Annotated in this window: 16 protein-coding genes; 11 read left to right on the top strand and 5 right to left on the bottom strand. The window is 54.2% G+C overall.

The window, feature by feature from the left end; genetic code table 11:
* Positions 1–68 precede the first annotated feature (68 nt).
* On the bottom strand, positions 69–1,757 hold the full coding sequence (locus HUF18_RS09170) for an FAD-binding oxidoreductase (RefSeq protein ID WP_225691973.1): 1,689 nt from the start codon (positions 1,755–1,757) through the stop codon (positions 69–71).
* A 173-nt stretch (positions 1,758–1,930) separates the two neighbouring features.
* On the opposite strand from HUF18_RS09170, the gene HUF18_RS09165 reads away from it, so the two are divergent.
* From HUF18_RS09165 to HUF18_RS09155, 3 genes are all read left to right on the top strand, one after another.
* Positions 1,931–2,953, top strand: coding sequence for an AraC family transcriptional regulator (locus tag HUF18_RS09165; RefSeq protein WP_225691972.1), 1,023 nt, complete (start codon positions 1,931–1,933; stop codon positions 2,951–2,953).
* A gap of 99 nt (positions 2,954–3,052) precedes the next feature.
* Complete coding sequence (locus HUF18_RS09160) at positions 3,053–3,673, top strand: TetR/AcrR family transcriptional regulator (RefSeq protein ID WP_225691971.1); 621 nt, start codon at positions 3,053–3,055, stop codon at positions 3,671–3,673.
* A gap of 27 nt (positions 3,674–3,700) precedes the next feature.
* Positions 3,701–5,578, top strand: coding sequence for an MFS transporter (locus tag HUF18_RS09155; RefSeq protein WP_225691970.1), 1,878 nt, complete (start codon positions 3,701–3,703; stop codon positions 5,576–5,578).
* A 69-nt stretch (positions 5,579–5,647) separates the two neighbouring features.
* On the opposite strand, the gene waaC is transcribed toward HUF18_RS09155, so the two are convergent.
* Positions 5,648–6,676 (bottom strand): lipopolysaccharide heptosyltransferase I, encoded by a 1,029-nt coding sequence (gene waaC / locus HUF18_RS09150; RefSeq protein WP_225691969.1) that lies wholly within the window; start codon positions 6,674–6,676, stop codon positions 5,648–5,650.
* A gap of 185 nt (positions 6,677–6,861) precedes the next feature.
* Between waaC and HUF18_RS09145 the strand changes: the two genes are divergently transcribed.
* The 4 genes from HUF18_RS09145 (at position 6,862) to HUF18_RS09130 (ending at position 11,486) form a co-directional block, all read left to right on the top strand.
* Positions 6,862–7,797: a lysylphosphatidylglycerol synthase domain-containing protein gene (locus tag HUF18_RS09145; RefSeq protein WP_225691968.1), complete on the top strand. Its 936-nt coding sequence runs from the start codon at positions 6,862–6,864 to the stop codon at positions 7,795–7,797.
* Positions 7,798–8,066: 269 nt separating this feature from the next.
* Positions 8,067–9,104: a glycosyltransferase family 2 protein gene (locus tag HUF18_RS09140; protein ID WP_230332003.1), complete on the top strand. Its 1,038-nt coding sequence runs from the start codon at positions 8,067–8,069 to the stop codon at positions 9,102–9,104.
* Positions 9,094–10,698 (top strand): ArnT family glycosyltransferase, encoded by a 1,605-nt coding sequence (locus tag HUF18_RS09135; protein ID WP_225691966.1) that lies wholly within the window; start codon positions 9,094–9,096, stop codon positions 10,696–10,698. Before HUF18_RS09140 ends, HUF18_RS09135 begins: the two co-directional genes overlap by 11 nt.
* Positions 10,695–11,486 (top strand): phosphatase PAP2 family protein, encoded by a 792-nt coding sequence (locus HUF18_RS09130; protein ID WP_225691965.1) that lies wholly within the window; start codon positions 10,695–10,697, stop codon positions 11,484–11,486. Before HUF18_RS09135 ends, HUF18_RS09130 begins: the two co-directional genes overlap by 4 nt.
* A 47-nt stretch (positions 11,487–11,533) precedes the next feature.
* Here the strand turns inward: HUF18_RS09130 and HUF18_RS09125 are convergent, their stop codons facing one another.
* Positions 11,534–11,782: a hypothetical protein gene (locus HUF18_RS09125; RefSeq protein ID WP_145468918.1), complete on the bottom strand. Its 249-nt coding sequence runs from the start codon at positions 11,780–11,782 to the stop codon at positions 11,534–11,536.
* 177 nt (positions 11,783–11,959) lie between these two features.
* On the opposite strand from HUF18_RS09125, the gene fabB reads away from it, so the two are divergent.
* From fabB to HUF18_RS09105, 4 genes are all read left to right on the top strand, one after another.
* Positions 11,960–13,171 (top strand): beta-ketoacyl-ACP synthase I, encoded by a 1,212-nt coding sequence (gene fabB, locus HUF18_RS09120; RefSeq protein WP_145468919.1) that lies wholly within the window; start codon positions 11,960–11,962, stop codon positions 13,169–13,171.
* Positions 13,172–13,376: 205 nt separating this feature from the next.
* Positions 13,377–18,299, top strand: coding sequence for an ATP-binding protein (locus HUF18_RS09115; protein WP_225691964.1), 4,923 nt, complete (start codon positions 13,377–13,379; stop codon positions 18,297–18,299).
* Between the two features lie 233 nt (positions 18,300–18,532).
* Entirely contained in the window at positions 18,533–19,015 is a 483-nt protein-coding gene (locus tag HUF18_RS09110; protein WP_225691963.1) for a protease complex subunit PrcB family protein, read from the top strand.
* Between the two features lie 38 nt (positions 19,016–19,053).
* The gene (locus tag HUF18_RS09105) at positions 19,054–20,220 is read left to right on the top strand and encodes a dipeptidase (protein ID WP_225691962.1); all 1,167 of its coding nucleotides are present in this window, start codon (positions 19,054–19,056) and stop codon (positions 20,218–20,220) included.
* A gap of 63 nt (positions 20,221–20,283) precedes the next feature.
* Here the strand turns inward: HUF18_RS09105 and HUF18_RS09100 are convergent, their stop codons facing one another.
* Positions 20,284–22,593: a DUF748 domain-containing protein gene (locus HUF18_RS09100; protein WP_225691961.1), complete on the bottom strand. Its 2,310-nt coding sequence runs from the start codon at positions 22,591–22,593 to the stop codon at positions 20,284–20,286.
* 100 nt (positions 22,594–22,693) lie between these two features.
* On the bottom strand, positions 22,694–24,388 hold the full coding sequence (locus tag HUF18_RS09095; protein WP_145468924.1) for a flotillin family protein: 1,695 nt from the start codon (positions 24,386–24,388) through the stop codon (positions 22,694–22,696).
* Positions 24,389–24,438 lie beyond the last annotated feature (50 nt).

Below are 24,438 nucleotides of genomic sequence, written 5' to 3'. Positions count from 1 at the left end.
TTTTATCCTGTCCGGCGGTTGCTGATTATCGTTTTGATGAGAATGTAGTTATTAAGTTTTTACACTGATCAGGAAGACTGCTGTTCCAGTAACGGTTCAGCCTGCTCCTGTTGTGTCTTTTTTACGGTGTTTCCTGCGGCATTGCCGCTATTATTTTTTTCCAGCAAAGTGCCCGGATTAAGTCGCTGTTGCGGGTCAAAATCCTGTACCAGCGTATTCAGCACGCGCATACCCAGCGCACCTTTTTCCGCTGGCAGATACGGCGCATGATCTTTACCGACACCATGCTGATGTGAAATCGTCGCACGGCCACGGGCAATCACCGAAGATGCCTTGTGCTTCAGTTTGCGCCAGCGCTCCAGGGTTTCTTCGTAGCTGTCAGCGCAGCGGAAGAAGTACGTGGTGTAAATACTAGAGCCCTGAGTGTACATGTGCGAAAGGTGGGTAAACACCATCACTTCTTCACCATCGCTGCGCAGCGCAGTTTCCAGTGCGCTTTCCACATCGGCCATTAACTGATCGATATTATCCCAGTCGGTCGAAGTTTCCAGCGTGTCTACAGCAATACCGCGCGTCCAGGTGGTTTCACGCAGATACGGAAATTTAAAGCGGCCATGAGACCAGATGCTGCCCATAATATTAGCCAGAGGCCCACCAACACCACCGTGAGCTTTTAATACTTTACGGATCTGTTTCAGCGACGTCTTGTTCTGATATTTAGTGCCGGTGACACCATAGGTCAGCATGCAGCGCTCATCGCCCATTCCCATAAAACGCAGGAAACGGTCCAGCAATTTAAACTGCTTTTCCTGAGTGCCCAGATGCAGATGCGCTTTGGCTTCTTTGGCATTACTCACGCGCATCATCGACATCGGTACTTTATTCTGCACCAGTTCACGCACTGCCGTTTTCGCAGCCTGCCAGTTAGGCATAAAGACCACGAAGAATTTTTCCTCTTCCGCCATCCGCGTCACACGCACCTTCACTTCGGTAAAGATGCCCATGCGCCCTTCCATGCCCATGGTAATTTCACGCATATCCGGACCGGCGGACGATGCCGGAATGGTCGGAATATCCATAGTTCCCAGCAGAGTTTCCATGCGTCCACCAGCAAACATTTGCTCGATACGACCGTAACGCAGCGACTGCTGACCACTGGAGCGGGAAGCAATCCAGCCACCAATGGTTGAAAGCTCCCAGGATTGAGGAAAGTGCCCCAGCGTGTAACCACGGGCACGCAGCTGGCTTTCAACCAGAGGCCCCGGCGTACCGGCACCAAAAGTGGCGATCTGGCTTTCTTCGTTCAGCTCCATCAACTGGTTCATACGCCCCAGATCGATGGTCAGGATCGCGCGCTGGCTGGCCAGCGGCGTAATATGCCCGGCCACTGAGGTACCGCCACCATAGGGAATAACTTCCACATCGTACTCAACGGCATAATCCAGCAGTTCACGTACCTGAGAGCTGGTTTCCGGATAGGCAACCCCGTCAGGAAAAACCCCGAAGTCCCCACTGCGCATGGCCAGCCAATCCGGAAAACTTTGTCCACGGGCATGGCGTACACGGTCTTCAGCCGCCGTTACCACCAGAGGATGGGCCGCCAGACGGGAAGCAGGAACCTGCGCCATCACCGACTCCAGCGTGGCATCGGTCAGAGCCTTGGTTTCTCCGATGACGGAATGAATCAGGCGCTCGCCGTGTGCCGGCACCTCTTTGATATAACTCTCATCACCCCAACCATTCCAGCGACGACCCATGTTGTAATCCTCAAATGTCCGTTAGACCCAATTCGCAGAGAGCGCTAAGATACAGCGAAGGCTGAACGCTGGCACTGACAGTTTGAGACAGAGACGTAGTATATTCAGCCAGCGCAACGACAAACCCAATGCCAGACTCCACGCGGTTATAACAACAACATGATGCACATCGGATGAACTCTCAAGATTTATTAGGTACCGCTTCATCTGCAGCCATCCGCCAGTATCTGCGCGCAGCGCAGGACTACGGAATAGAACCCGTACAGGCTCTGGATGCCGTCAACATGCCCCATGGCATAATGGATAACAGCATCAGCCGCACCCACGGCCGTGCCTTCCAGAGCCTGATCCGCTGGCTGATCGAGCAGACCCGCGACCCATTGTTCGGCTTAAAAAGCTCACGTTATGTGCAGCCCGGCTCTTACAGCCTGGTTGGCTACATGGCGATGAACTGTCGCACCGCACGCGAGGCGCTGCACATCACACCGGAATACGAAGCCATCGTTGGCGACATGGGTGTTACCAAAATCGAAAAATACGGCCCACACCTGGCGATGCGCTGGGTCTGCCAATACGACGATCCGGTTGTACGCCCACACATGATCGACAACGTGCTTGGCAGCTGGCTGGTGTTTGCCCGCTGGCTGGCCGATATGCAGGACGGCAAACCCGAATGCGTCCTGTTCGAGCGTAACAAGCCCGCCCCCGCCCTGTTGGCTGTTTATGAAGACATTTTTCAGGCCCCACTGGAATTTGGCAGCGATCGCAGTGCGCTGATTTTCCCGGAACCCATTCTTGATACACCTCTGCGCCAGCCCGACCCGACATTACTGGCTACGCTGGAGCAGCAGGCTGCCGCTGTTATGGCCGAACTGCAGGAAAAGCACCCGATTGTGATGCAGACCCGTTCACTGCTGCGCAGCCTGATGGAGGAAGACCTACCGCGGCGCGACAAAGTCGCCGCCGAACTCGGCATGACCGAGCGCACACTGCAGCGCCGCTTACAGGAGGCCGGTACCGGCTACCAGCAACTGCTCGATGACTTACGTCGCGAAGTGGCAACCAACTGGCTGCGTACCACCAATATTCCGGTGAACGATATCGCCGCCCGCCTGGGCTTCAGCGAGGCCCGCTCGTTCCACCGCCGCTTCAAGGCCTGGACAGGCATGACCCCAGGCGAGTACCGGGGCAAATAACCCGGCCACCCTTCCCGTTCCTGACGTAAAAAATCTATTGAACAGCGTTCAGAACAATCTTATATTGAACGCCGTTCAAAATCATTCAGGTGACTCATCATGGCCCGCCGCCAGGATCACACCCCCGTACAGCTGCAACAACTGACCATGGAAACGGTGCTCAATCTGCTGCAGCAGCAGCCGGCCAACAGCCTCAGCCTGCGCCAGATTGCACGCGAGGTCGGCTATTCCCCCGGCACGCTGATCAACCAATTCGGCAGTTATGGGTTGTTGCTGCTGGCCGCCAACGCCCGCACTCTGGATCAGATATACCGTGAATTATGCGCCGCTATAGAGCAGGCAGACTCACCACAACAAGCGCTGGAAGCCTGTGCCATGAGTTATTTCAACTTCGCCAGCCAGCACCCGCATCAATGGCGACTCCTGTTTGAGCATCAGTTACCGGAACAGGAAAACCTGCCCGACTGGCAGCAACAACGCATCGATAACGTATTCACTCTGCTGCAACAGCAGCTCACCATACTCAAACCCGGCACCACGGCAGCCGACTGCGCTCAAAGCGCACGGACGATCTGGGCAAGCGTTCACGGCATCTGCGTGCTGGCACTGGATGATAAATTATTTACTCCGGGCAATATCAATGGCCACAGCATGATTCTCTCTCTGCTGCACCATTATTTACCCGGCTGGATTAACGATAAGGAAGACCGTCATGTATAACCAACAGGCCATACAAGGAAATCAGCCATGAGTCAGCACAGTCAGTTTACCCTGCTCGGCAAACGCCGCTTTCTGCCGTATTTTATTACCCAGGCACTGGGCGCGTTTAACGATAATTTATACAAAAATGCGCTGTTATTGCTGATCGCTTTCAGCGGCATTATCGCCGAAGAAGATTCCGCACTGTACACCAACCTTGCCGCCGGGCTGTTTATCCTGCCGTTTTTTCTGTTCTCGCCAATCGCCGGCCAGATCGCCGATAAAATGGAAAAATCGCGTTTAATCCGCAGCGTTAAATTACTCGAAGTCGCCATCATGCTGATTGCTGCTGCCGGCATTATTACCAACAATATGCTGCTGATGATGACCCTGTTGTTTTTGATGGGTCTGCAATCGGCATTGTTTGGCCCGGTAAAATTCGCCTTACTGCCACAACAGCTGCACAAAGACGAACTGGTGGGAGGTAATGCTCTGGTCGAAATGGGCACTTTTCTGGCCATTTTAGGCGGTACCATCACCGCCGGTTTATTATTCGATTTAAGCGCTGCCAAATACTGGATTGCTGCGGGTGTTATCTTTTTTGCCGTGCTGGGTTATTTCAGCAGTCGCTTTATTCCAACCGCTGAAGCCGGTGATCCACAGCTGACCATCAACTGGAATCCGCTTACCGAGCTGGTAAATACGTTACGTAATGCCCGCCAGCAACGCGCCGTGTATTTATCAATTATGGCCATCAGCTGGTTCTGGTTTTTAGGCGCCAGTTACCTGACCCAGTTTCCGAATCTGGCCCGTGACCACTTAGGCGGCAACCCGCAAATCGTTACCCTGCTGTTAACTCTGTTCTCCGTCGGCGTGGCCGCAGGCTCGCTGCTGTGCGAAAAACTATCCGGCCATAAAATCGAGCTTGGTATAGTACCGATCGGCTCACTGGGCATGAGTATTTTTGGTGTTGACCTGTACTTTGCCATCAGCAGTCTGAATATCAGTTCCGACCTCAGCGCTCTGGCGTTCGTACAGAATGCCGACCACTGGCGCATGATGGCGGATATCGCACTGATCAGTTTGTTTGGCGGTTTATATGTTGTACCACTGCAGGCTTTAATTCAGCAGCGCAGTGACGAAAAAATGCGCGCCCAGACCATTGCAGCCAACAACGTGATGAACGCACTTTTTATGGTTGGCAGTGCCGCTTTCGGCATCATCAGCCTGGTGGTCATGAAGTTATCCATCGCCGAATATTTCTGCGTGATTGCCATCATGAATATTGTTGTAGTCGGCTACGTCTACTCACAGGTACCCGAATTTGCCCTGCGCTTTGTTATCTGGATGTTGTCGCACACCATGTACCGCGTAAGCCATAAAGGCATTCAGAATATTCCAGAAGAAGGCCCGGTCGTATTAGTCTGCAATCACGTCAGCTATGTCGATGCATTACTGATTGCCGGAGCCTGTCCGCGCCCTATCCGCTTTGTAATGGATCGCAGCATTTCAGAAATGCCTGGTCTGAAATGGTTTTTCCGTCTCGCCAAAACCATTCCCATCTGTTCGCCCAAAGCCAACAACGAGGTCTATGAAACCGCGTTCCGCCGCATTAAAGAAGAATTAGCCGATGGCCAGGTGGTGTGCATTTTTCCGGAAGGAAAACTGACGCAAACCGGAGAAATCGACACCTTCCGCGCCGGCATCGAACGTATTATTGCAGAAACGCCCGTACCGGTTATTCCGATGGCACTGGACGGTTTATGGGGCAGTTTTTTCAGCCATAAAGATGGGCTGGCACTCACCAAAACGCCACGCCGCTTCTGGTCACGGGTGGGCTTAACCGTTGGCCAGCCACAGGCACCGGACAACATTAAGGCCATTTCGCTGGAGCAGGATGTAAAAGCACTACTGAAAGCCGGCTGATAACCAGCGTAAAACCATAAAAAACGGGCGCTCTGGCGCCCGTTTTTTATTACCCGGCGTTAACCGCCATCAGCCGGCTGAGCGCAGGCGCTCAAGCAAATGATCAAACACCCGTTGCGGGCTGATTTCACGGTAACAAGGCGGCTGAATATCGCCGGGCTCATTTTTCAGGCAGGTTTTCGACAGACAGGGAGCACAATCGCTGTAACCGCTGCGCATGACTTCAACCTGTGGGCCTAATACGCCGGTCAGGGTTGAATCGGTGGCGCCATAAATCGCCACGGAAGGCACTTCCAGCGCGGCAACCACATGGGATAAACCGGTATCCACGCCAACCACGGCCTGCGCATGGGCCAGATAAGCATTGAGCGCATTGAGGCCCATTTTCGGCAGCACCTCAACACCATCCAGCCCGGCAGCAATACGTTCGGCGCGCTGCTGCTCTTCATCATTGCCCCAGGGCAGAACGACTTTACGGCCACTGGCCGCTACCATGGCTGCCAGCTCACGCCAGTAAGCTTCCGGCCAGAGTTTGGTGATCCAGGTCGTGCCATGCAGAAACAACCAGTAATCACCGTCAACCGCCGGCCGCTGCCAGCGTGTGCGGTCAACGCCGTAACTCAGCCCATCCGGCACTTCATAACCCAGCACCTGGGCAAACAGCTGGCGCACCCGTGGAATGGCGTGCTGACCTTTGGCTACATTCTGAGGAAACTGATAGGCCAGCGCCGCCAGCGGCTCACGGCAACTGTGCTTATCCAGACCAAAGCGCGGGCCACAGGCCATACGGGTAAATACCGCACTTTTAATCAGGCCCTGAGCATCCAGCACCACGTCGTATTCGGTGGCACGCAGATCACGCCAGAAGGCTTTCATCTCAGCCCGATTGGCTTTATCACGCAGATTTTTACGCCAGCGCCGCCAGGCCACCGGGATGACTTTTTTGACCGCCGGATGCCAGGTCGGAATTGCAGCAAAAGCTTCTTCTACCACCCAGTCGACTTCCAGTCCGGGAATCGCCCGCCAGGCATCTTCCAGCGCCGGCAGGGTATGGAACACATCCCCCAGCGATGAGGTTTTAATCAGCAGGACTTTCACGGCAATTCTCCATCACAGAAACGGCTGCCCGGCCAGGGCCCTGGGCTTATTCTTTTTCGGGAGCGCACTTTATACCAAGCCAGCGGTGATTCAAACGACCGCACAGTAAAACCCCGCCCTCCTTGCTTGACAATACACCGGGCGACGGCAACCATGCCCGCCTTTACCAGGCGCTAAGGTGTATTGTGTTCAAATCGTGGAAATTCTGGCTGGGGCTGACCTTATTACTGGCATTGATCTGGCTGGTTGAGCGCAGTTATGGCTGGAGCGCCGTTGTGCAGAGCTGGCAGAGCATCGCCCCGCAACAGGTTGCCATCGCCATGCTGCTGATGCTGCTGAGTTATCTGCTGCGCGCACTGCGCTTCTACGACTTTTTCTGGCAGCAATGCCGCGGCCAGTTTATCCGCCTGACACGCATCACCGTGTTGCATAACTTCTTCAATAATATGCTGCCAATGCGCAGCGGCGAAACGGCCTTCCCTCTGCTGATGAAACAGCACTTCGATGTGCCCTATCGTCACAGCGGCCCGGCATTATTGTGGCTGCGTCTGCTCGATCTGTACGCCCTGCTGGTGCTCGCCGCGCTGTCGCTGCACACACAACTTGATGTCAGCAACAGCGTCAAACTGCTGCTGGCAGCCGCCCTGCTGACGGCACCGCTGCTGGTATTGCCTCTGCAAAATGCTCTCAACCGTTTTCTTCTGGCGCACCCCAGCAAACTGGCCAACCGTGGCGCCGAGCTGATGCACGCCCTGCCCAAATCGCCCTGGAGCTTCGCTCGCGCGCTGTTCTGGACCCTGATCAACTGGGCACTGAAGCTGGCGGTCTATGCCTGGCTTTTGGCGCAGTTTCTGGATCTGCCTTACAGCCAGAGCTGGATGGGCGCGACCACCGGCGAGCTGAGCAGTGTTTTACCGATTCATGGTGTGGCCGGCGCCGGCACCTACGAAGCCGGTGTACTCGCGGGCCTCTTACCCTGGGGGATTGATCACGCCAAAGCACTGGCCGCCGCGGTGAACCTGCACCTGTTTGTACTCGGCAGCACGCTGCTGCTGACTGCTCTGATTACGCTTCTGACCCAGCGTCTGAAGATGCCGGCAACGGCTAACAACAACGGATAAAGCTCCAGCCGACATAAAGTTCGGCAGCTATAGCACTGTGGGATGGCACACTGAGTTTTTGCCAGCAGCAGTGCTCGTTATTTTCCTGTCATCCCCTTTTGGGTATGATCGCGGTTCTTTTTACATCGCGCGCTGTGGCTGTACCGGTTTTGGCGTTATCAAACCGGCTCATGGCGCCCGCAATTCCTTTTTACAGAGTGGTAATGACCTTGACTGAGGCAAATACATCCGCGGCAAACAAGAAGCCTTCACTGTCTGTAGTGATCCCCATGTACAACGAGATCGAAAACGTTGGCCCTATGGTCGCGCGCGTGCATGAAGGACTTGCCAGCTATAACGGCGACTGGGAGCTTCTGGTCGTTGATGATGGCAGTACCGACGGCACGCCTCAGGCTCTGAAAAAAGAATCCGAAAAATACGGCAGCCACGTGCGCGTGGTTGAGCTGCGCCGTAACTTCGGCCAGACCGCCGCAATGCAGGCCGGTATTGATGAAGCCCGTGGCTATCTGATCGCAACCCTCGATGGCGATCTGCAGAATGACCCGGCCGATATTCCGCGCATGGTCGACCATCTGCTGGAGAATGATCTGGATCTGCTCACCGGCTGGCGTAAAAACCGCAAGGACGATCTGGTGCTGCGTAAGATTCCATCGCGTATCGCCAATCGTCTGATTGGTAAAATCACTGGTGTGCGCATCAACGATTACGGCTGCTCGCTGAAAATTTACAAGTCTTCGGTCATCAAACAGGTTCGTCTGTATGGTGAAATGCACCGCTTTATTCCGGCCTGGGTGGCTGCGGTTGTGCCGCCGAGCCGTATCGGCGAGATTGTGGTAACCCACAATGCACGGGTTGCCGGTGAGTCCAAATACGGTATTTCGCGCACTTTCCGCGTGATCCTCGACCTGTTGTCGGTGTACTTCTTTATGCGTTACCGCGCCCGTCCGGGCCACTTTTTTGGCTCAATCGGTCTGGCGCTGGGCTCGATGGGTGGTCTGATGATGACCTACCTGGCTTTTGTGAAATTTATTCTGGGTGAAGACATCGGCAACCGCCCGCTGTTTTTAATTGCCGTGGTCTGTGTGATTGCCGCCCTGCAATTTCTCACCACCGGCGTATTGTCTGAGCTGATTTCACGTACTTACTTTGAATCATCCCAGCGCCAGCAGTATGTGATCTACCATCCTGCGGCCGATGCCGACAAAGGCGAACCTGGCTGGAATCAGGAACGAAACACAGCAACCGCTGCAACCACTACCCCGACAGAGGCCAACCCCTCAGGTGGTGACGATCAGCATGCCAGCTAAGTTGCATTACCGCCTGCCAGGCCTGCAGATGCCGCTGTGGCTGCTGCTGGCTCTGGTGGGGTTTTTCTTTGCCAACCTCAATGGGTATCTGCTGTTTGATCATGACGAGGGCGCCTTCAGCGAGGCGACCCGCGGCATGTTTGAACGCGGCGATTTCATTACCACCTGGCTTAACGACCGGGTGCGTTTCGACAAACCAATCCTGATTTATTGGCTGCAGGCCGCGTCTATCTCGGTATTCGGCACTGAAGTCTGGGCTTTCCGCCTGCCATCGGCGCTGGCCGGTCTGGGCTGGACACTGGCCATATTCGCTTTTGTACGCCGCCATCTGGATGAAAAAACAGCCATCATTGCAGCGCTGATCGCTGCCGCCAGCCTGGGCATTAATATGATCGCCCACGTTGCCACCGCCGATGCCTTACTCAACGCCCTGCTGGCCACCACGCTGCTGCTGATGTACAGCTACAGCCGCCAACCCGCCAACAGCCTGCTGGTTGCAATTTACGCACTGATGGCACTGGGCGTACTGACCAAAGGGCCGGTGGCCGTTGCCATTCCCTTTATGGTGGCCGCACTGTTTTACCTGAGCCAGGGCCTCCGGGCAGAATTTCTGCGCGCAATATTCTTTATTCCCGGCTGGATTCTGTTTGTCGCCATCGCCGCCCCCTGGTACATCCTTGAGTATCAGGCACAGGGACAGGCCTTTATTGATGGCTTCTTCCTCAAGCACAACGTCAACCGCTTCAATAATGCGATGGAAGGTCACGACGGCGGCTTCCTGTTCTACCCGCTGGTGCTGCCTTTTGTGCTGGCACCGTTCGGTGCCCTGCTGCTGCGCGTTGTTCCGTCTGTGCGTAATATCCTGCCGGGCAAAGACCCGCTGGATGCTTTCCTGTGGATCTGGTTTCTGGTGGTGCTGGTGTTATTCAGTCTGGCCAGCACCAAGCTGCCGCATTACATCCTGTACGGCTGCACACCGCTGGTGATCCTGATGGCGCGCTACCACGCCTGGCTGCAGAACCGCTGGTTCGCCCTGCTGTTCCCGGCCCTGTTGTTTGGTGTGATGGTCGCATTCCCGCTGCTGATTCCGGTGGCCGAACAACGCCTGACCAACCCGATTGAAATTGCCGTCGCCCAGCGCGCCGGACATTACTTTAATCAGGACTTCGCCATTCTGGCTGCGCTGGCCGGCATCGTCAGCCTGACCCTGATTCTGTGGCGCCGCTATCCGTTATGGAGCCGCCTGGTCATGGTTGGCGGAATCCAGACTCTGTTCGTCTGGTTTATTTTTGTGCCTGCATTCAGTGAAGCGCAGCAACGCCCGGTCTGGGAAGCGGCACAGTTTGCCAAGACGCTGGATGGGCCGGTCTACACCCAGTCCATCGATATGCCGAGCTTTAACGTTTATCTGAATAAGGTGACGCACCGCCGCCCACTGGACATTGGCGAGGTCGGTTTTGGCCGTGAAGACCGCCTGGCCAGTGACAGCGAATATTATGATGTACTGTTCCAGTCGGGTCCGATTCAGATTGTGCGCCGCATCGCTGCTCCAGCTCCAACCCCAGCCCCAGCCCCTGCTGCGGAGCAGCCATGACGCAGCAACAGACTCTGGGCAGCACCCCGTTACTGACTCTGGCAGCACTGATGCTCAGCGCAGCCTTATTGTTGTGGCTGAGCAATGCTAACCAGACCCTGTTTTTACAGTGGAATCACGCCGGCGGCATGCTGCCTGACTGGCTGTGGGCCAACCTGACACTGGTCGCCGACACACTGTTTGCCGTTGCCGTGCTGCTGATTGCCGCCTGCTACCGGCCATTATTACTGACCCAGTCGCTGGTACTGCTGATTCTGGGCGCGGTTTTCGTGCATTTTTTCAAGAATACGCTGGACGTTGCCCGCCCGGCTGCCGTGCTCAGCCATGACAGCTTCACCATTATTGGTGCCGTTCTGAAAGGACACAGCTTCCCCTCAGGCCATTCCTTTACCGCGCTGAGCTGTGCCGGCCTGTTATGGCTGAACAACAAGCGCCTGAGTGCTGGTCTGTTGATTCTGCTGTTGGGATTGGCGGCCGCCCTGAGCCGCGCGATGGTCGGCGCCCACTGGCCGCTGGATATTCTGGTAGGTGGTGCTTTCGGCCTGCTGTTCGCCTGCCTGAGCGTTGCCCTGGTCAATCGCTTCCAGTGGCTACAGGCCCATGGCTGGAAATTACTCAGTGCCCTGTTGCTGACACTGGCTTCGGGCTACCTGGCCTTTCATGAAGATGGTTATCCGTATACCGATCCGCTGGCGATTGCCGCCAGTCTGGTTGCAGTCATCACCGCGCTGGTCAAAATCTGGTTGCCGTTTGTGCGCCTGTTGCGACAGCAAGACACCGGAAACTGAAGAGTCGGGGGGCGTTAACGTCCCCGGCTTACCGCATTCTGCTGATATCAGGCGCCAAACAAGTCAAAGGTAATACCGCCGTCATCGGACTGATCGAGCCACCCTTTGGGCTTGGAAAAGGTCTGCTCCATCTGTGCCGCCACGGCATCCGTGATTTTCCGCGTCGGTTTTTCCCCTAACATAGCCTGCATGCGATCCTCGTCCTGCCCCAGACAAGCAGCCATGGTCTCCACATCCAATGCATTCTCCAACATCAACTCCTGCGCCCGGCTCCAGCGCACATCTTGATCAGCCATCACTAATACAACCCTTTTTCTTTTGATTAAAGACTATTGGTTAACAATATTTTTCTTTATGCCTTTTTGACGACTGCTATATAGTGGTGGCCGCCAAAGGATTGAAATATTACCTCAATATTTCTGTCATAGGCTGTACAGGATTTCATTTCGTTAATAAGAATCAGAGTATCAGTTATGCGTCGAGTTGTGGTTACAGGTTTAGGAATCGTAGGTTGTCTGGGTAATAACAAAGATGAGGTACTGGCATCCCTGCGGGCACAGCGCTCTGGTATCAGCTATATGCCGGAATACGCCGAACTCGGCTTCCGCAGCCACGTCGCCGGCAAACCGCACATTGATCTGGATGAGGTCATCGATCGCAAGCTGAAGCGCTTTATGGGTGACTCCGCAGCTTATTCTTATTTATCCATGCGCGAAGCCATTGAAGATTCCGGCCTGACCGCTGAGATGGTCAGCAATCCCCGTACCGGTCTGGTTGCCGGCTCCGGCGGTGCGTCTTCCAGCGATATCGTTGAATCCGTCGACATTCTGCGCGAAAAAGGCATCCGTAAGGTCGGCCCATACCGCGTAACCCGCACCATGGGCAGCACAGTATCTGCCAACCTGGCGACGCCGTTCTCTATTAAAGGTGTGAACTACTCCATGACCTCCGCCTGTGCCACCAGTGCACACTGCATCGGTCATGCGATGGAACTGATTCAGTGGGGCAAGCAGGACATCGTTTTCGCCGGTGGCGGCGAAGAAGAACACTGGTCTCTGACCATGCAGTTTGATGCCATGGGCGCTCTGTCGAGCAAATACAACGACGCTGCGGAGACTGCATCCCGCCCTTACGATGCCACCCGTGACGGTTTCGTCATCGCTGGCGGCGGCGGCATGCTGGTACTGGAAGAATACGAACACGCCGTTGCCCGTGGCGCGACTATTTACGCTGAACTGATCGGCTATGCGGCCACTTCCGACGGTGCTGACATGGTTGCGCCGTCCGGCGAAGGTGCCGTGCGCTGCATGCAGGATGCTCTGGCAATGGCAGGCAACCCTACCATTGATTATCTGAACACCCACGGCACCAGCACGCCAGCGGGTGACATTACCGAACTGCGCGCCGTAGGCCAGGCCTTCGGCGACAAAGTACCGCCAATCAGCTCAACCAAATCTCTGACCGGTCACTCTCTGGGTGCCGCCGGGGTACAGGAGGCGATCTACAGCCTGCTGATGCTGAAGCACGGTTTTATTACCGGCAGTGCCAACATCACCGAAAAAGACGAAGGCGCAGCTGGTTTCCCCATCGTGACCGAAAACCGCGACGCTGCGCTTAAAACCGTGATGTCGAACAGCTTTGGCTTCGGTGGGACCAACGCGACCCTGATTTTTCAGTCCCTCTGAAAAAACGTGTACTGAGTCGCTTTTACTGGTTATTAGTGATATTCAAGAAAGACTTTTTAGGTTTTACTAATGCCCCCTGTTAATCCGCACACGGTCAGTTTTCTGGCTGTGGCGGTAGTTTTACAGAGGCATGATGGGCTGGTTCCGCGACATCCGATTCAGGCCGGCCCGATTGAATATCGGCACATTATGGAATGTAGTAACGATGACAGAGCAACAGGTTTCAACAGGAAACGCCATATCCAAACATATCGACCAGCTGTTCCAGAAAGCAGAACAGCTGTCTGCCGACTTTTCCCTGTTTCCGGAATACGAAGACAACGCCGTTGATCAGAGCGTTAAAGGGCTGATCTCTCCGGAACGCTGCGAGGCCGAACTTGAGCGCCTGCGTGGCCTGAATATTGACAATTATATTGAACAGATCGTCGCGCCCAGCGAAAGCAACAGCCGCATGGGCGCTAAAGCTGTGGTTCAGCATCTGGTGCTGCGTGTTATCACCGAAGTAGAAGACGGCCCGCTGTACTGCGCCGAGGCCGATATGGACTTTGGTGGTCATGTACGCCGCGTTGGTTTTATCTGCCAGAACCGTGAACACGCCAACGGTGCGTGGCAGCCACAGCATCACAACCGTGCTGCACAGCAGGCCCGTGCCTTTGCCCGTCGCGCCATGCCGATTGTTACCTTTATCGACACCCCCGGAGCCGATGCCGGTGAAGCCGCGAATGCCGGCAACCAGGCACACAGCATTTCCCACCTGATTACCGAAATGGCCAACAATGATGTGCCAACCCTCGGTATTATCTGGGGTGCCGGTTATTCCGGCGGTGCAATCCCGCTGGCAACCACCAATATTCTGCTCAGCGTGCGTGATGGTATTTTCAACACCATTCAGCCGCAGGGTCTGGCGTCCATTGCACGTAAATACAACCTGTCCTGGCAGGAATGTGCCAAGTACGTTGGCGTATCCGGCTTTGAATTGCGTGAAGCCGGGATTATCGATGGCATCATCGATTACGCCCCGACCGATGCTGACGAAAAGCGTTTCAATCTGCATCAGGCCATTACCACCGGTATCGAATCCATCGAAGCCAGTGCCGCCGAGTTTGCCCGTCACAGCAAATATCTGATGGACCATTATCAGCGCAGTGTTGAACGCTTCCTTAAGCCGTCTGAGAAACTGGAAAAGCTGCAGAAAGACTCTAACTTCTTCCTTGCCCAGACTCCGACCGAGCATATCAACCTGTTCGGCCTGACCTATCGCTACACCCGCTACCTCACCCTGCGCCGCCGTATTCATTCCACAACACTGGAAAACTACGGTCGCCTGGCAGAAAAAGAAGTACCGGAAGGCCAGCTGCAGTCCCGTCTGCAGCGTGAATCCAAGCGCAAATTCCAGAACTGGCTGCAGGCACCGGAAAAAATCGTCTACGACGACAACCTGCACAAAAGCTGGAAAAACTTCTGGAGTAAGTACGAAGACCGTGACGAGAGCCGCAGCACCATCGCCCGTCTGTTCTTCGGTGAGCCCAAGAACAATTACTTAAAAGCCAAGCAGGAACTGTGCTTTAACCTCGGTTTGTATCTGTTTAACCGCTGGAAATCCGATGCTTCGGTTAATTTCCAGGGACTGATGGATTACCTTGAAGACTACAAGCAGAGCCGTTTCCTGCTGCGCGCCAATGACATCCTCGATGCCGTTGCCGTGGCTGAGTTCGTAGAAAAGAACCCGCATCCGCTGGCCGCTTACATTCGCGAGCAACTGCCGCACGAAACCCGTCAGGAACTGACTCAGGGCCTGGCCAAGGAAAAGTCCAAGGGAGCACTGAAGCAGTCACTGGCAACCGCTCTGAACAGTATCCTCAAAGATGAGCTGATTCCGGATCATATCCGCGCGGATTTAAAACTCTCCACCCGTACCGAAGCACTGGCCAACAGTATTGCCAGCATCAAAGTGGAAGCCAACCGTCGCATCATTGAAGAAGCACTGGCCCCTTACATTCAGTTCCGTCAGGAAAACATTCAGAACCCGGCACACCCGGACATCACCATTCTGGATGCCATTCTGCACGACGAACTGCGTTACGAGTTCAGCCAGGTGTGTCAGAACATGCTGGTGTTTGGTCAGCTGTACGACAACTTCATCAACAATCTGGTCGGCGTGGCAAAAGAAGCCAACGAAGACCGTTCGTTGTCACGCGACTCGGTGAAAACCCTACTGGAGAAATCTCTGGCCGAAGCCACCGAAGGCGACAGTTATACCGCCCAGGAGCGCGAATCCTTTAACCACTGGCTGAGCTACTTTATCAAGAGTAATCAGCGTGGCGACTTCCTGAAGTCGGTTGAGGAATGGAAAAAACTGGCCTTCCCGCGCCTGTCCGACACCCTGTTTGTGGTGATCACCTTTATTTTCGAAAAACTGCTGCCGGAATATCATGAAGCCGAGCAGGATGGTAAGACCTATAACGGCCGTATCAACCCGGTCTCTATCGGTCGCCGTAAGGATTTCTGGAACCGTCTGACCATGGCTTACCACGATCTGCTGATTCAGCAGGTTCTGGACGATACCAAACGTCAGAAGAAGACCTCAGCACAGGCCATCATTGACCGCTTCTTCAACGATTTTGAAGAACTGAATGCCAGCCTGATGTCCGCCGATCCGGTGGCCTTCCCAGGCTTCCGCAGCTCAATCGAAGGTGCGCTGAAGAAAGACATCAAGCCCTGCGGTGTGATCACAGGTATCGGTACCATCAAAATCGGTGAGCGTGAACAACAGGTCGGTGCGCTGGTTTCCAACCTCGACTTCCAGGCCGGCGCCTTCGATATGGCCTCCGCTGAGAAGTTCTGTAAGCTGATGGTGGAATGTGCGCGTCTGCAATTGCCGATCGTGTGCTTTGTTTCCTCCGGCGGTATGCAGACCAAAGAAGGTGCGGCTGCCCTGTTCTCTATGGCCGTGGTTAACGACCGTATCACCCGTTTCGTACGCGATAACGATCTGCCGATCGTGATCTTCGGTTTCGGTGACTGTACCGGTGGTGCGCAGGCGAGTTTTGTGACTCACCCGCTGGCGCAGACCTACTACTTCTCCGGCACCAATATGCCGTTTGCCGGCCAGATCGTGGTGCCAAGCTATCTGCCAAGTACCTGTACCCTGTCGAACTACCTGTCGGTATCGCCTAAGTCGATGGACGGTCTGGTCAGCCACCCGTTCTTTGATGATCTGGACGACCGCCTGCGTGCCATCGACCCGGATATGCCGGTTGCCCGCTTCAGCGTCGATGACGTTCTCGACCGCGTGCTGCAGGGCTATGTCACGGCGGAGCGCATGGCTCCGGATACCGGCGCCAATGCCAGCAAACTGAAAAAATACGGCAAAATCGACAAGGTGCTGATCCACGCCCGTGGCTGTACTGCGGTGAAACTGATCCGCAAGGCACAGGAAAACGATATCAAGGTTATCCTGATTGCATCCGACCCGGATATGGAATCAGTACCGGTCGATATGCTCGGGCCTGAAGACCGCGTGGTCTGTATCGGTGGTAATACTCCGGACGAAAGCTATCTGAACGCCAAATCGGTACTGCGTATCGCCCACCACGAAAACGTGGATGCGCTGCACCCGGGTATCGGCTTCCTGTCGGAAAGCAGCCAGTTTGCCGCCCTCTGTGGTAACCACGACATTAACTTTGTCGGACCGCCGGTTTCCTCGATGGAAACCATGGGCAACAAGTCCAACGCCATTAACACTGCGATGCGTGTGAATGTGCCTGTTGTACCGGGTTCCCACGGCATTCTGACCAGTTCTGCCAATGCCGCTGCGGTAGCCGATGAAATCGGTTATCCGGTGCTGCTGAAAGCGGTACACGGTGGTGGCGGTAAAGGCATTCAGGTGGTGCATTCGCCGGATAAGATCCACGCCCTGTTCCACCAGATTTCTACTGAGGCCAAAGCTGCTTTCGGTAACGGCGACGTGTATCTGGAAAAATACGTAACCTCCCTGCGTCATATCGAAGTACAGGTATTACGTGACAGCCATGGCAACACCAAGATTCTCGGTCTGCGTGACTGCTCGGTGCAGCGTAACAACCAGAAAATCTTCGAGGAATCCGGTTCCACCATGCTGCCGCGTGATCTGGAACAGGCGGCCTACGATTTTGCTGCCAAACTGGCGGATGCGGTGAAATACGTCGGTGCCGGTACGGTTGAATTTATTTTCGACCTGCATGCCAACACCATCTACTTCATGGAGATGAACACCCGTCTGCAGGTAGAGCACCCGGTAACTGAGCTGGTGTCGGGTATTGATATCGTCAGCACTCAGTTCCGCATCGCCGAAGGCGACAGCATCGCGGACCTGAAACCGGTATCCAAAGGTTATGCCATTGAAGTGCGCGTGAACGCTGAGAAAGCCGTGCGTAAAGGTGACGATGTTGAATTCGTACCAACGCCTGGGCTTATCCGTGACTGCGTGCTGCCGGAAGAAGACTATATCGAGCTAATCGCTATGGCTGCTCCTGGCAAACAGGTATCGCCGTTCTACGACAGCATGGTGGTGCAGATTATCTGTTACGGTAAAGACCGCAACGACACCATCACTAAAATGCGCGAATATCTGGAGCGTGTACGCATTACCGGCGTCTGCACCAATATCCCGCTGCTCAAGCGCGTGCTGGACGACAAAGTCTTCCAGGACGGTGTCTACGACACCACCTATCTGCCGCAATTCCTTGACCGTATCGACGTTGATGCGCTGATCAAAGATATTGAAGACGCGGCCGATATGAGCGCCAACGCGGTGGATGCGGCGGCACTGAAGATCGAAGGTTCCGACGAGCTGAAAGTACTGTCGCCATCGACCAGTATTTTCTATGGATCGTCATCGCCAAGTGAACCGGCCTTTGTCAAAGAAGGCGATATCATCGGTGTTGATCAGACCCTGTGTCTGATGGAAGCCATGAAGATGTTCACACCGCTGAGCCTGAAACAGTTCAACCGTGCCGGTACCGAACTCTACCCTGCCGGGCAGAAATTCAAGGTAACGCGCATTATGAACAGCGATGGTCAGCAGGTTAACCAGGGCGACTTACTGTTCGTGGTTAAACCGGTCAGCAGCAGCGAAAACGCAGCCTGACAGGTTCATACTGAGTAATAAAAAAGCGCCTGCGGGCGCTTTTTTTATTGGCAGAGTTTCCAACATTGTTTACTGGCTATCTGCTTGCTGGCGGCATGAATAAACGAGAATTACACGGGTTTTACACTGCCAATATTGTTCATAAAGGCCATCCCCTTCATGCTACGCAGCGAAATTTCTGCCGTCCGGTAAACACCGGAAGATTTTTATCCCCGCTATGTAAGGACAATGTCATGACACGCAATCATCTGCTGCCTGTGAAAGCCCTGCTGGTCAGTGCCTCTGTTTTATTATTCGGCTGTGTCGCCACCGACCAGGAAGCGGAAAACCGTCTTTCCCACACGACCCTGCATCAGGGGTTGCAGACCATTGGCAGCGGCAGCGAAATTAAAACCATCCGTATACTGAATAATGCCGATGATTATCGTGAAGTGCTGGCAGACTACTCCGCAGAAAGCAGCAAAGATGTTGATTTTAACCAGTACCAGATTGTGCTGATTGACCTCGGCATCCGCCCGAATGGCGGTTACGGTATCCGTATCGATGACGTGCTGGAGCAGGCTGATCATGTGGTGGTTGAATTTACTCAGCTGACCCCCGGAAAAGGTTGCAACTATGACGGCGCACAAACCAATCCATACCGCTTTGAAGCGATTAAAAGCCTGAAAGAAATCGTTACTCAGGAAGCTATTGCCGCCGCGACCTGCAGCCAATAACCTGTAGCATCATTCTCCGGACAGATCAGGGGCCTCCCGTGCTGCGCAAAATACTGTACGTATTATTCATCCTTTTAATTCTGGCCTTAATCGCAGCGCGCATTATCGTGCCTGGCCAGGTAGAAAAAGGCATGAACAGCGTAAAAAGCCACAAACCCTGGCCTGTCTCTGCGGAAGCCCGTGCACTGCATCAGACGCTGCTGATTGGTGACTGGCATGCCGATTCCCTGCTGTGGGACAGAAACCTGCTGCAACGCAGCGATTACGGTCAGGTTGACATTCCCCGGCTGCGTGAGGGCAATGTTGCCCTGCAGGTATTTACCGCAGTTACCAAAAGTCCCAGCGGTCAGAACTACCATGCCAACAGCAAAGATGCTGCAGACAATATCACCCCGCTCGCCATTGCCCAGACCTGGCCGGTTGCCAGCTGGAGCAGTTTATATGAGCGTGCGCGGTATCAGGTAACACGCCTGAAAAATTATGCTGACAAAGCACCGGAGCAACTGATATTAATCCGCACGGCAGCCGATATAAAAGCCGTTGTCAGCGCGCGCGAACAGGGAAAAACCCTGATCGGAGCATTAATGGGAATGGAAGGCGGACATCCACTGGAAGGTCACATCGAAAATCTGGATAAACTCTACGATGCCGGTTATCGCCTGATCGGCCTGCAGCATTTTTTTGATAATGAGCTGGGCGGTTCATTGCATGGCACATCCAATGCGGGGCTGACTCCGTTTGGTCGTGAGGTGGTACTCAGGGCGGCTGAAAAAAACATGATTATCGACCTCGCACATTCCTCCCCACAGGTTGTGAAAGACGTACTGGCCATCACAGCACAACCATTGGTTGTCAGCCACAGCGGTATCTTTTCGCACTGTCGGGTAAAACGGAATTTTCCTGACACGCTGATGAAACAGATTGCGGCCACCGGTGGCGTGATCGGTATCGGTTACTGGAAAGATGTCACCTGCGATGACACCCCGGCCGGCATTGTCAGAACCATCCGCAGCGCCATCGACTTGCTTGGTGAAGATCACGTATCACTGGGCTCAGACTTTGACGGCGCCGTTGCCACACAATTCGATACCTCTGAGCTTGCAGCATTAACCCACGAAATGCTGCGTCAGGGCTTCAGTAAGCAGGAAATACACAAAGTCATGGGCGGTAATATGCTGCGGGTTCTGCTGCAGATTCTGCCCTGACAAAACCCAAAGAAACGCTTCGCTGAATGTAATTAAACGCGCAGGCTAAACATACGACCGCGCTTAATTAAATCCGAGCACCACCTCTGCTTTCTTGCCTTTTTGCGCTTTGCAGAGTGTTACCCTCGGCGCCAGGGAATGATCATTTTCATCGGTTTTCTGCGCCAGCCAGGCCTTAACCACAGCACCGCGCTGGCGTGCCAGTTGTGGCCACTGTTCTTCCTGAGCAGAGGCTTCAGCGGCGCTGACAAAAGGACACACCTGCAATTCCAGCCCGGTTTTACCGTGCATCAGTTGTGCGACTTTTTCGAGCTGCGGAATCTGCTCATCATTCAGTTCTGTCTGCCCCTCAGCAAACGCCAGAGCATCCAGACGGATCGCCATTAATTCTGATCCGGCATAGGAGGCGATGCTCAGTAATAAACCGTAAGGCTGCAGACTTTGTTTCAGATAATGCAGAGCGGCACTCTGCAAGGCCAGCTTACTTAATTGCGCGGTAATATCACCGGAACCGAAATCCGGGCTGCTCATATCGCCAGAGACCGGTACGGTCAGACGGACATTACCATTATCGTCACGCAATAAATCCAGCGCGGTATCGACCGGCATGGAAATCTGCTTGCTGACCCGCTTAATGGTTGCTTCGTCTTCCGGCACAAAACTGGAATTACGCAATAATATCCGCGCTTCGCCACCCAGCCGGGCTTGCTGCATATCCATATCAACATCCAGATTCAGCATGCCTTTTTCCAGGTGATAGCCCATCGCCTGCGCCAGATAACCATTAAATGCCACCATATCCAGCTGACTGATACGCAACGTGATATTGCCCTGCGGATAAATCTCAGGCGCATGACTGCTATCCAGAGTCAGACTGGTGTCCAGTGCAATACGGTTATAATCGTCGAGTGATAAAACAGCGTGTACCTGTACCGGTTTCTGCAATTCCGGCCGGGCAGATGCGGCCAGTGTAGTGGATATTTCACTGATATTCAGTTCACGGATCTGCACTCTTCCCTGATAAGCAGGTTTTACCGAAGCATCGCGAATATCAGCACCACTGTTGTCACCGTTTTGCTGAATTCCGGCAATAAACAGCCGGAAACGACTACCGTCATCCGCTCGCCCCTCTTCGGCAGAGGCAGAAACAACACCGGTACTTTCTTCTGTATCCATTACATCTGCTGCATCTGCATTTTCTGCATCTGCTGTGTGCTGCGACTCCACCGGCGAGGCCACGGTGGCGCCCAGATCAATTCTGCCATCCGCCAGACGCTGCAGCGCTACCTGTAAATCCGCATATTCATGCAGCCCCGTCGCCAGCTGCGTTGCTGATGCCGAAATATCGCTGACCTGATAATGTCCCAGACTCAACAACGGCGCATCGCCGGCTCCGAGCACCAGCTGCTCAAGACTCAGCTCTGCGATACTTTGTGCATCAGCAGCAGCCTGCACACCGCTGAGCTGAAAGCGTTTAAAAGCCAGAGGTGGAGCACCGGCAGCGGTTACCTGAAGATTTTCCAGCACAATATCTCCGTCCCACTGCGGGGCGGTTAACAGCTGCTGTAATTGCCCGGCAAGGGTCAGGGTAAAGGTCTGTTGCAGACTGACCGGCTGAGCGCCGCTTAATTCAAACTGCGTCAGTTCCAGAGTCAGGTTCAGAGGCAAAGCGTCTGCGGCGGTACTGTCAAAAGGTCCAGCCTGCAGCGATGCAATCCGCAGCTGACCACGGCTCGCCGGGCCTTGTGTTGTCAGTGCATCCTGCTGCCAGTCGATGATTTCATCGTTAAGCGTTAAACGGCCAAGACGCACGCGCCAGGGTTGTTCTTTCTGAGTGCTTTCTTCTGCCTGAACAGAAGCCGTCTGACTATCCGCACTCTCAACAGCAACAGCCTCGCTTTGCTGAGCCGCAGTCTCCGTTCTGGATTCTGTCACGGGTTCTGTCACAGCGGCTGCGCTGTTATCTGCCAGCAGGGGAATCACCATGCCACTGATTAACAGGCGCAACGCTTCATCATTTCGCAGTGCAGCACTTAAACGTAATCCGTCGAGGCTGATGTCCCGGATATAAATTTCCTGATGGGCCAGTGCCCAGGGATCAAAACTCAGCTGCAGCCGTTCAACACGGGTTGTTGCTTGCGGAGCATCCGTCTGCGGGTGACGCAGTTCAACACCGGTTAATTCAAGTTCGGTGCGAAACGGCACCCAATGCCAGTCTGACACCGTTAACTGATAACCAGCGCCCTGACTTCCGTACCATTTCTGGCCAGCTTTGACAGCAAAAAAAGGCGCACTGTAAAGCAAGACCAGCACCAGCAAAATCAGCACTACAAAGAAGGAAAATAAAAAACCGGCAATGCGTTTTTTAGTCAACAAAGCCGTCTGACGCGGAGGCATACGTACACTCCCAATAAAAAAAAACAGAGCGTAGATAATACGCTCTGTTTCTTTATTTAAAAACCGGCGACAGGAATCAGCTGTTCAGATCGCGGGCAAATTCATGCACGCCGGCTTCTTTCAGCAGTGAATCAACCAGTGGCGCCATAGCACGGTGTTTTAATGCACTGTTGACCAGTGCTTCCGGCAGGCTCTGGCCATTAGCAGCACTGTCCTGATCCAGCACACCACTGCCATTGGCACTGCGTTCACCACCCATCTGGTTCAGACCATCGATCGAGATAATTTTCATACCCTCAATGTTTTCCAGTGGTTTCACGCTTTCACGTACAATGCCCGGCAGCGCTGCATGCAGGCTCAGCACACGCTTCAGGGCAATCTGCGCATCACTCAGGCTGTTCAGGGCTTCGTTCATCAGGCGCTGACCTTCGGCATCCACCGCGTACTTTTCACGGTCGGCTTCCACTTTAATACGGATAGCATCGGCTTCAGCGTTGGCCTGCAGACGCAGCGCTTCGGCTTTATCTTCGGCGGCCATTTTTTCAGCTTCGGCGGCGATTTTTACCCCGGTCGCCTGACGTTCCGCTTCTTTCTGCGCTTCAATCAGCTCGATGGCTTTATCACGTTCAGCAATTTCCACCTGTTTGGCGGTGGTTACTTTTTCTTCTGCACGCACCGCTTCCGAACGTGCCTCGTTCGCCAGTTTATCGGCCAGCGACTGCTCTTTCGATTTTTCGGCAACCGCAATGGCACGTTCCTGCTCAGCAATTTCCAGTGATTTCTGTTTCTGGATCTGACGTTCTTCCAGCTGACGCTCACGCTCAATTTCCTGCTCGCGCAGGCGGCGGTCTTTTTCAATTTCCAGCAACAGTGTTGCCTGATCGGCAGCGATACGCGACTGATCAATTTCCCGCTGCGCTTCGATTTCGGCCTGTTTGGCACTACGTTCTTTATCCGCGCGCTCTTTGGCGATTTCAGCCTGCTGATCGGCTTCGCGCGTTGCAATTTCGCGTTCCTGCTCCATTTTGGCGTAGCGGGTTTCACGCTCAATCTGCAGACGCTGACGTTCGGCTTCAAGGTTTTTCTGTTCGATCAGTACACGGGTTTCCTGCTCAATTTCGTTCACTTCCTTACGGCGTGATTCAATCGAACGGGTCATACGCGCCAGACCTTCGGCATCGAACACGTTATCGGGTGAGAAGAATTCACGTGGCGTCTGATCCAGACCGGTCAGGGAAACAGACTCCAGTTCCAGACCGTTTTTCAGCAGGTCTTCGCTCACGACCTGCTGTACTTTCTGTACAAACTGGCTGCGCTGTTCGTGCAGTTCCGCCATTTCCATTTCTGCCGCCACCGAACGCAGGGCATCAACGAATTTACCTTCGATCATTTCTTTCAGTGCATCCGGGTCCAGCGTACGTGCACCCAGAGTTTGTGCCGCGTTGGCAATGGCATCCGCATCGGGTTTAACACGCAGATAAAATTCGGCCAGTACGTCGACACGCATACGGTCTTTGGTAATCAGCGCCTGCTGTTCTTTACGCGATACCGCCAGACGCAGGGTGTTCATATTGACCGGAATAATTTCATGCAATACCGGCAGCACCATCGCCCCGCCGTTCATAATGACTTTCTGTCCGCCCATACCGGTACGGACAAAAGAGCGTTCTTTCGATGCGCGGGTATATAAACGCGCAAATATCATCCCAATGACCAGCAGGCCGACAAAAATAAATCCAGCAAAAAAGACTGCTGAGAAAAGGTTATCCATAAAAGCTCCCTGAGAGTTTTAAAAAGTAGTCCGTAATGTAATTTTTAATT

The sequence above is a fragment of the Thalassolituus sp. ST750PaO-4 genome (genome assembly GCF_020320405.1).
Taxonomy (GTDB): domain Bacteria; phylum Pseudomonadota; class Gammaproteobacteria; order Pseudomonadales; family Oceanobacteraceae; genus Venatoribacter; species Venatoribacter alkanivorans.
Note: the sequence above shows the minus strand (reverse complement) of the source record. Positions and strands in the feature narration are given on the sequence as shown.

Excerpts from the sequence above, each read along its gene's own strand:
- HUF18_RS09155 (WP_225691970.1), top strand. The coding sequence starts at position 3,701 with ATGAGTCAGCACAGTCAGTTTACCCTGCTCGGCAAACGCCGCTTTCTG.
- HUF18_RS09135 (WP_225691966.1), top strand. The coding sequence starts at position 9,094 with ATGCCAGCTAAGTTGCATTACCGCCTGCCAGGCCTGCAGATGCCGCTG.
- HUF18_RS09170 (WP_225691973.1), bottom strand. The coding sequence starts at position 1,757 with ATGGGTCGTCGCTGGAATGGTTGGGGTGATGAGAGTTATATCAAAGAG.
- HUF18_RS09095 (WP_145468924.1), bottom strand. The coding sequence starts at position 24,388 with ATGGATAACCTTTTCTCAGCAGTCTTTTTTGCTGGATTTATTTTTGTC.
- HUF18_RS09110 (WP_225691963.1), top strand. The coding sequence starts at position 18,533 with ATGACACGCAATCATCTGCTGCCTGTGAAAGCCCTGCTGGTCAGTGCC.
- fabB (WP_145468919.1), top strand. The coding sequence starts at position 11,960 with ATGCGTCGAGTTGTGGTTACAGGTTTAGGAATCGTAGGTTGTCTGGGT.
- HUF18_RS09140 (WP_230332003.1), top strand. The coding sequence starts at position 8,067 with ATGTACAACGAGATCGAAAACGTTGGCCCTATGGTCGCGCGCGTGCAT.
- HUF18_RS09125 (WP_145468918.1), bottom strand. The coding sequence starts at position 11,782 with ATGGCTGATCAAGATGTGCGCTGGAGCCGGGCGCAGGAGTTGATGTTG.
- HUF18_RS09115 (WP_225691964.1), top strand. The coding sequence starts at position 13,377 with ATGACAGAGCAACAGGTTTCAACAGGAAACGCCATATCCAAACATATC.
- HUF18_RS09130 (WP_225691965.1), top strand. The coding sequence starts at position 10,695 with ATGACGCAGCAACAGACTCTGGGCAGCACCCCGTTACTGACTCTGGCA.
- HUF18_RS09165 (WP_225691972.1), top strand. The coding sequence starts at position 1,931 with ATGAACTCTCAAGATTTATTAGGTACCGCTTCATCTGCAGCCATCCGC.
- HUF18_RS09160 (WP_225691971.1), top strand. The coding sequence starts at position 3,053 with ATGGCCCGCCGCCAGGATCACACCCCCGTACAGCTGCAACAACTGACC.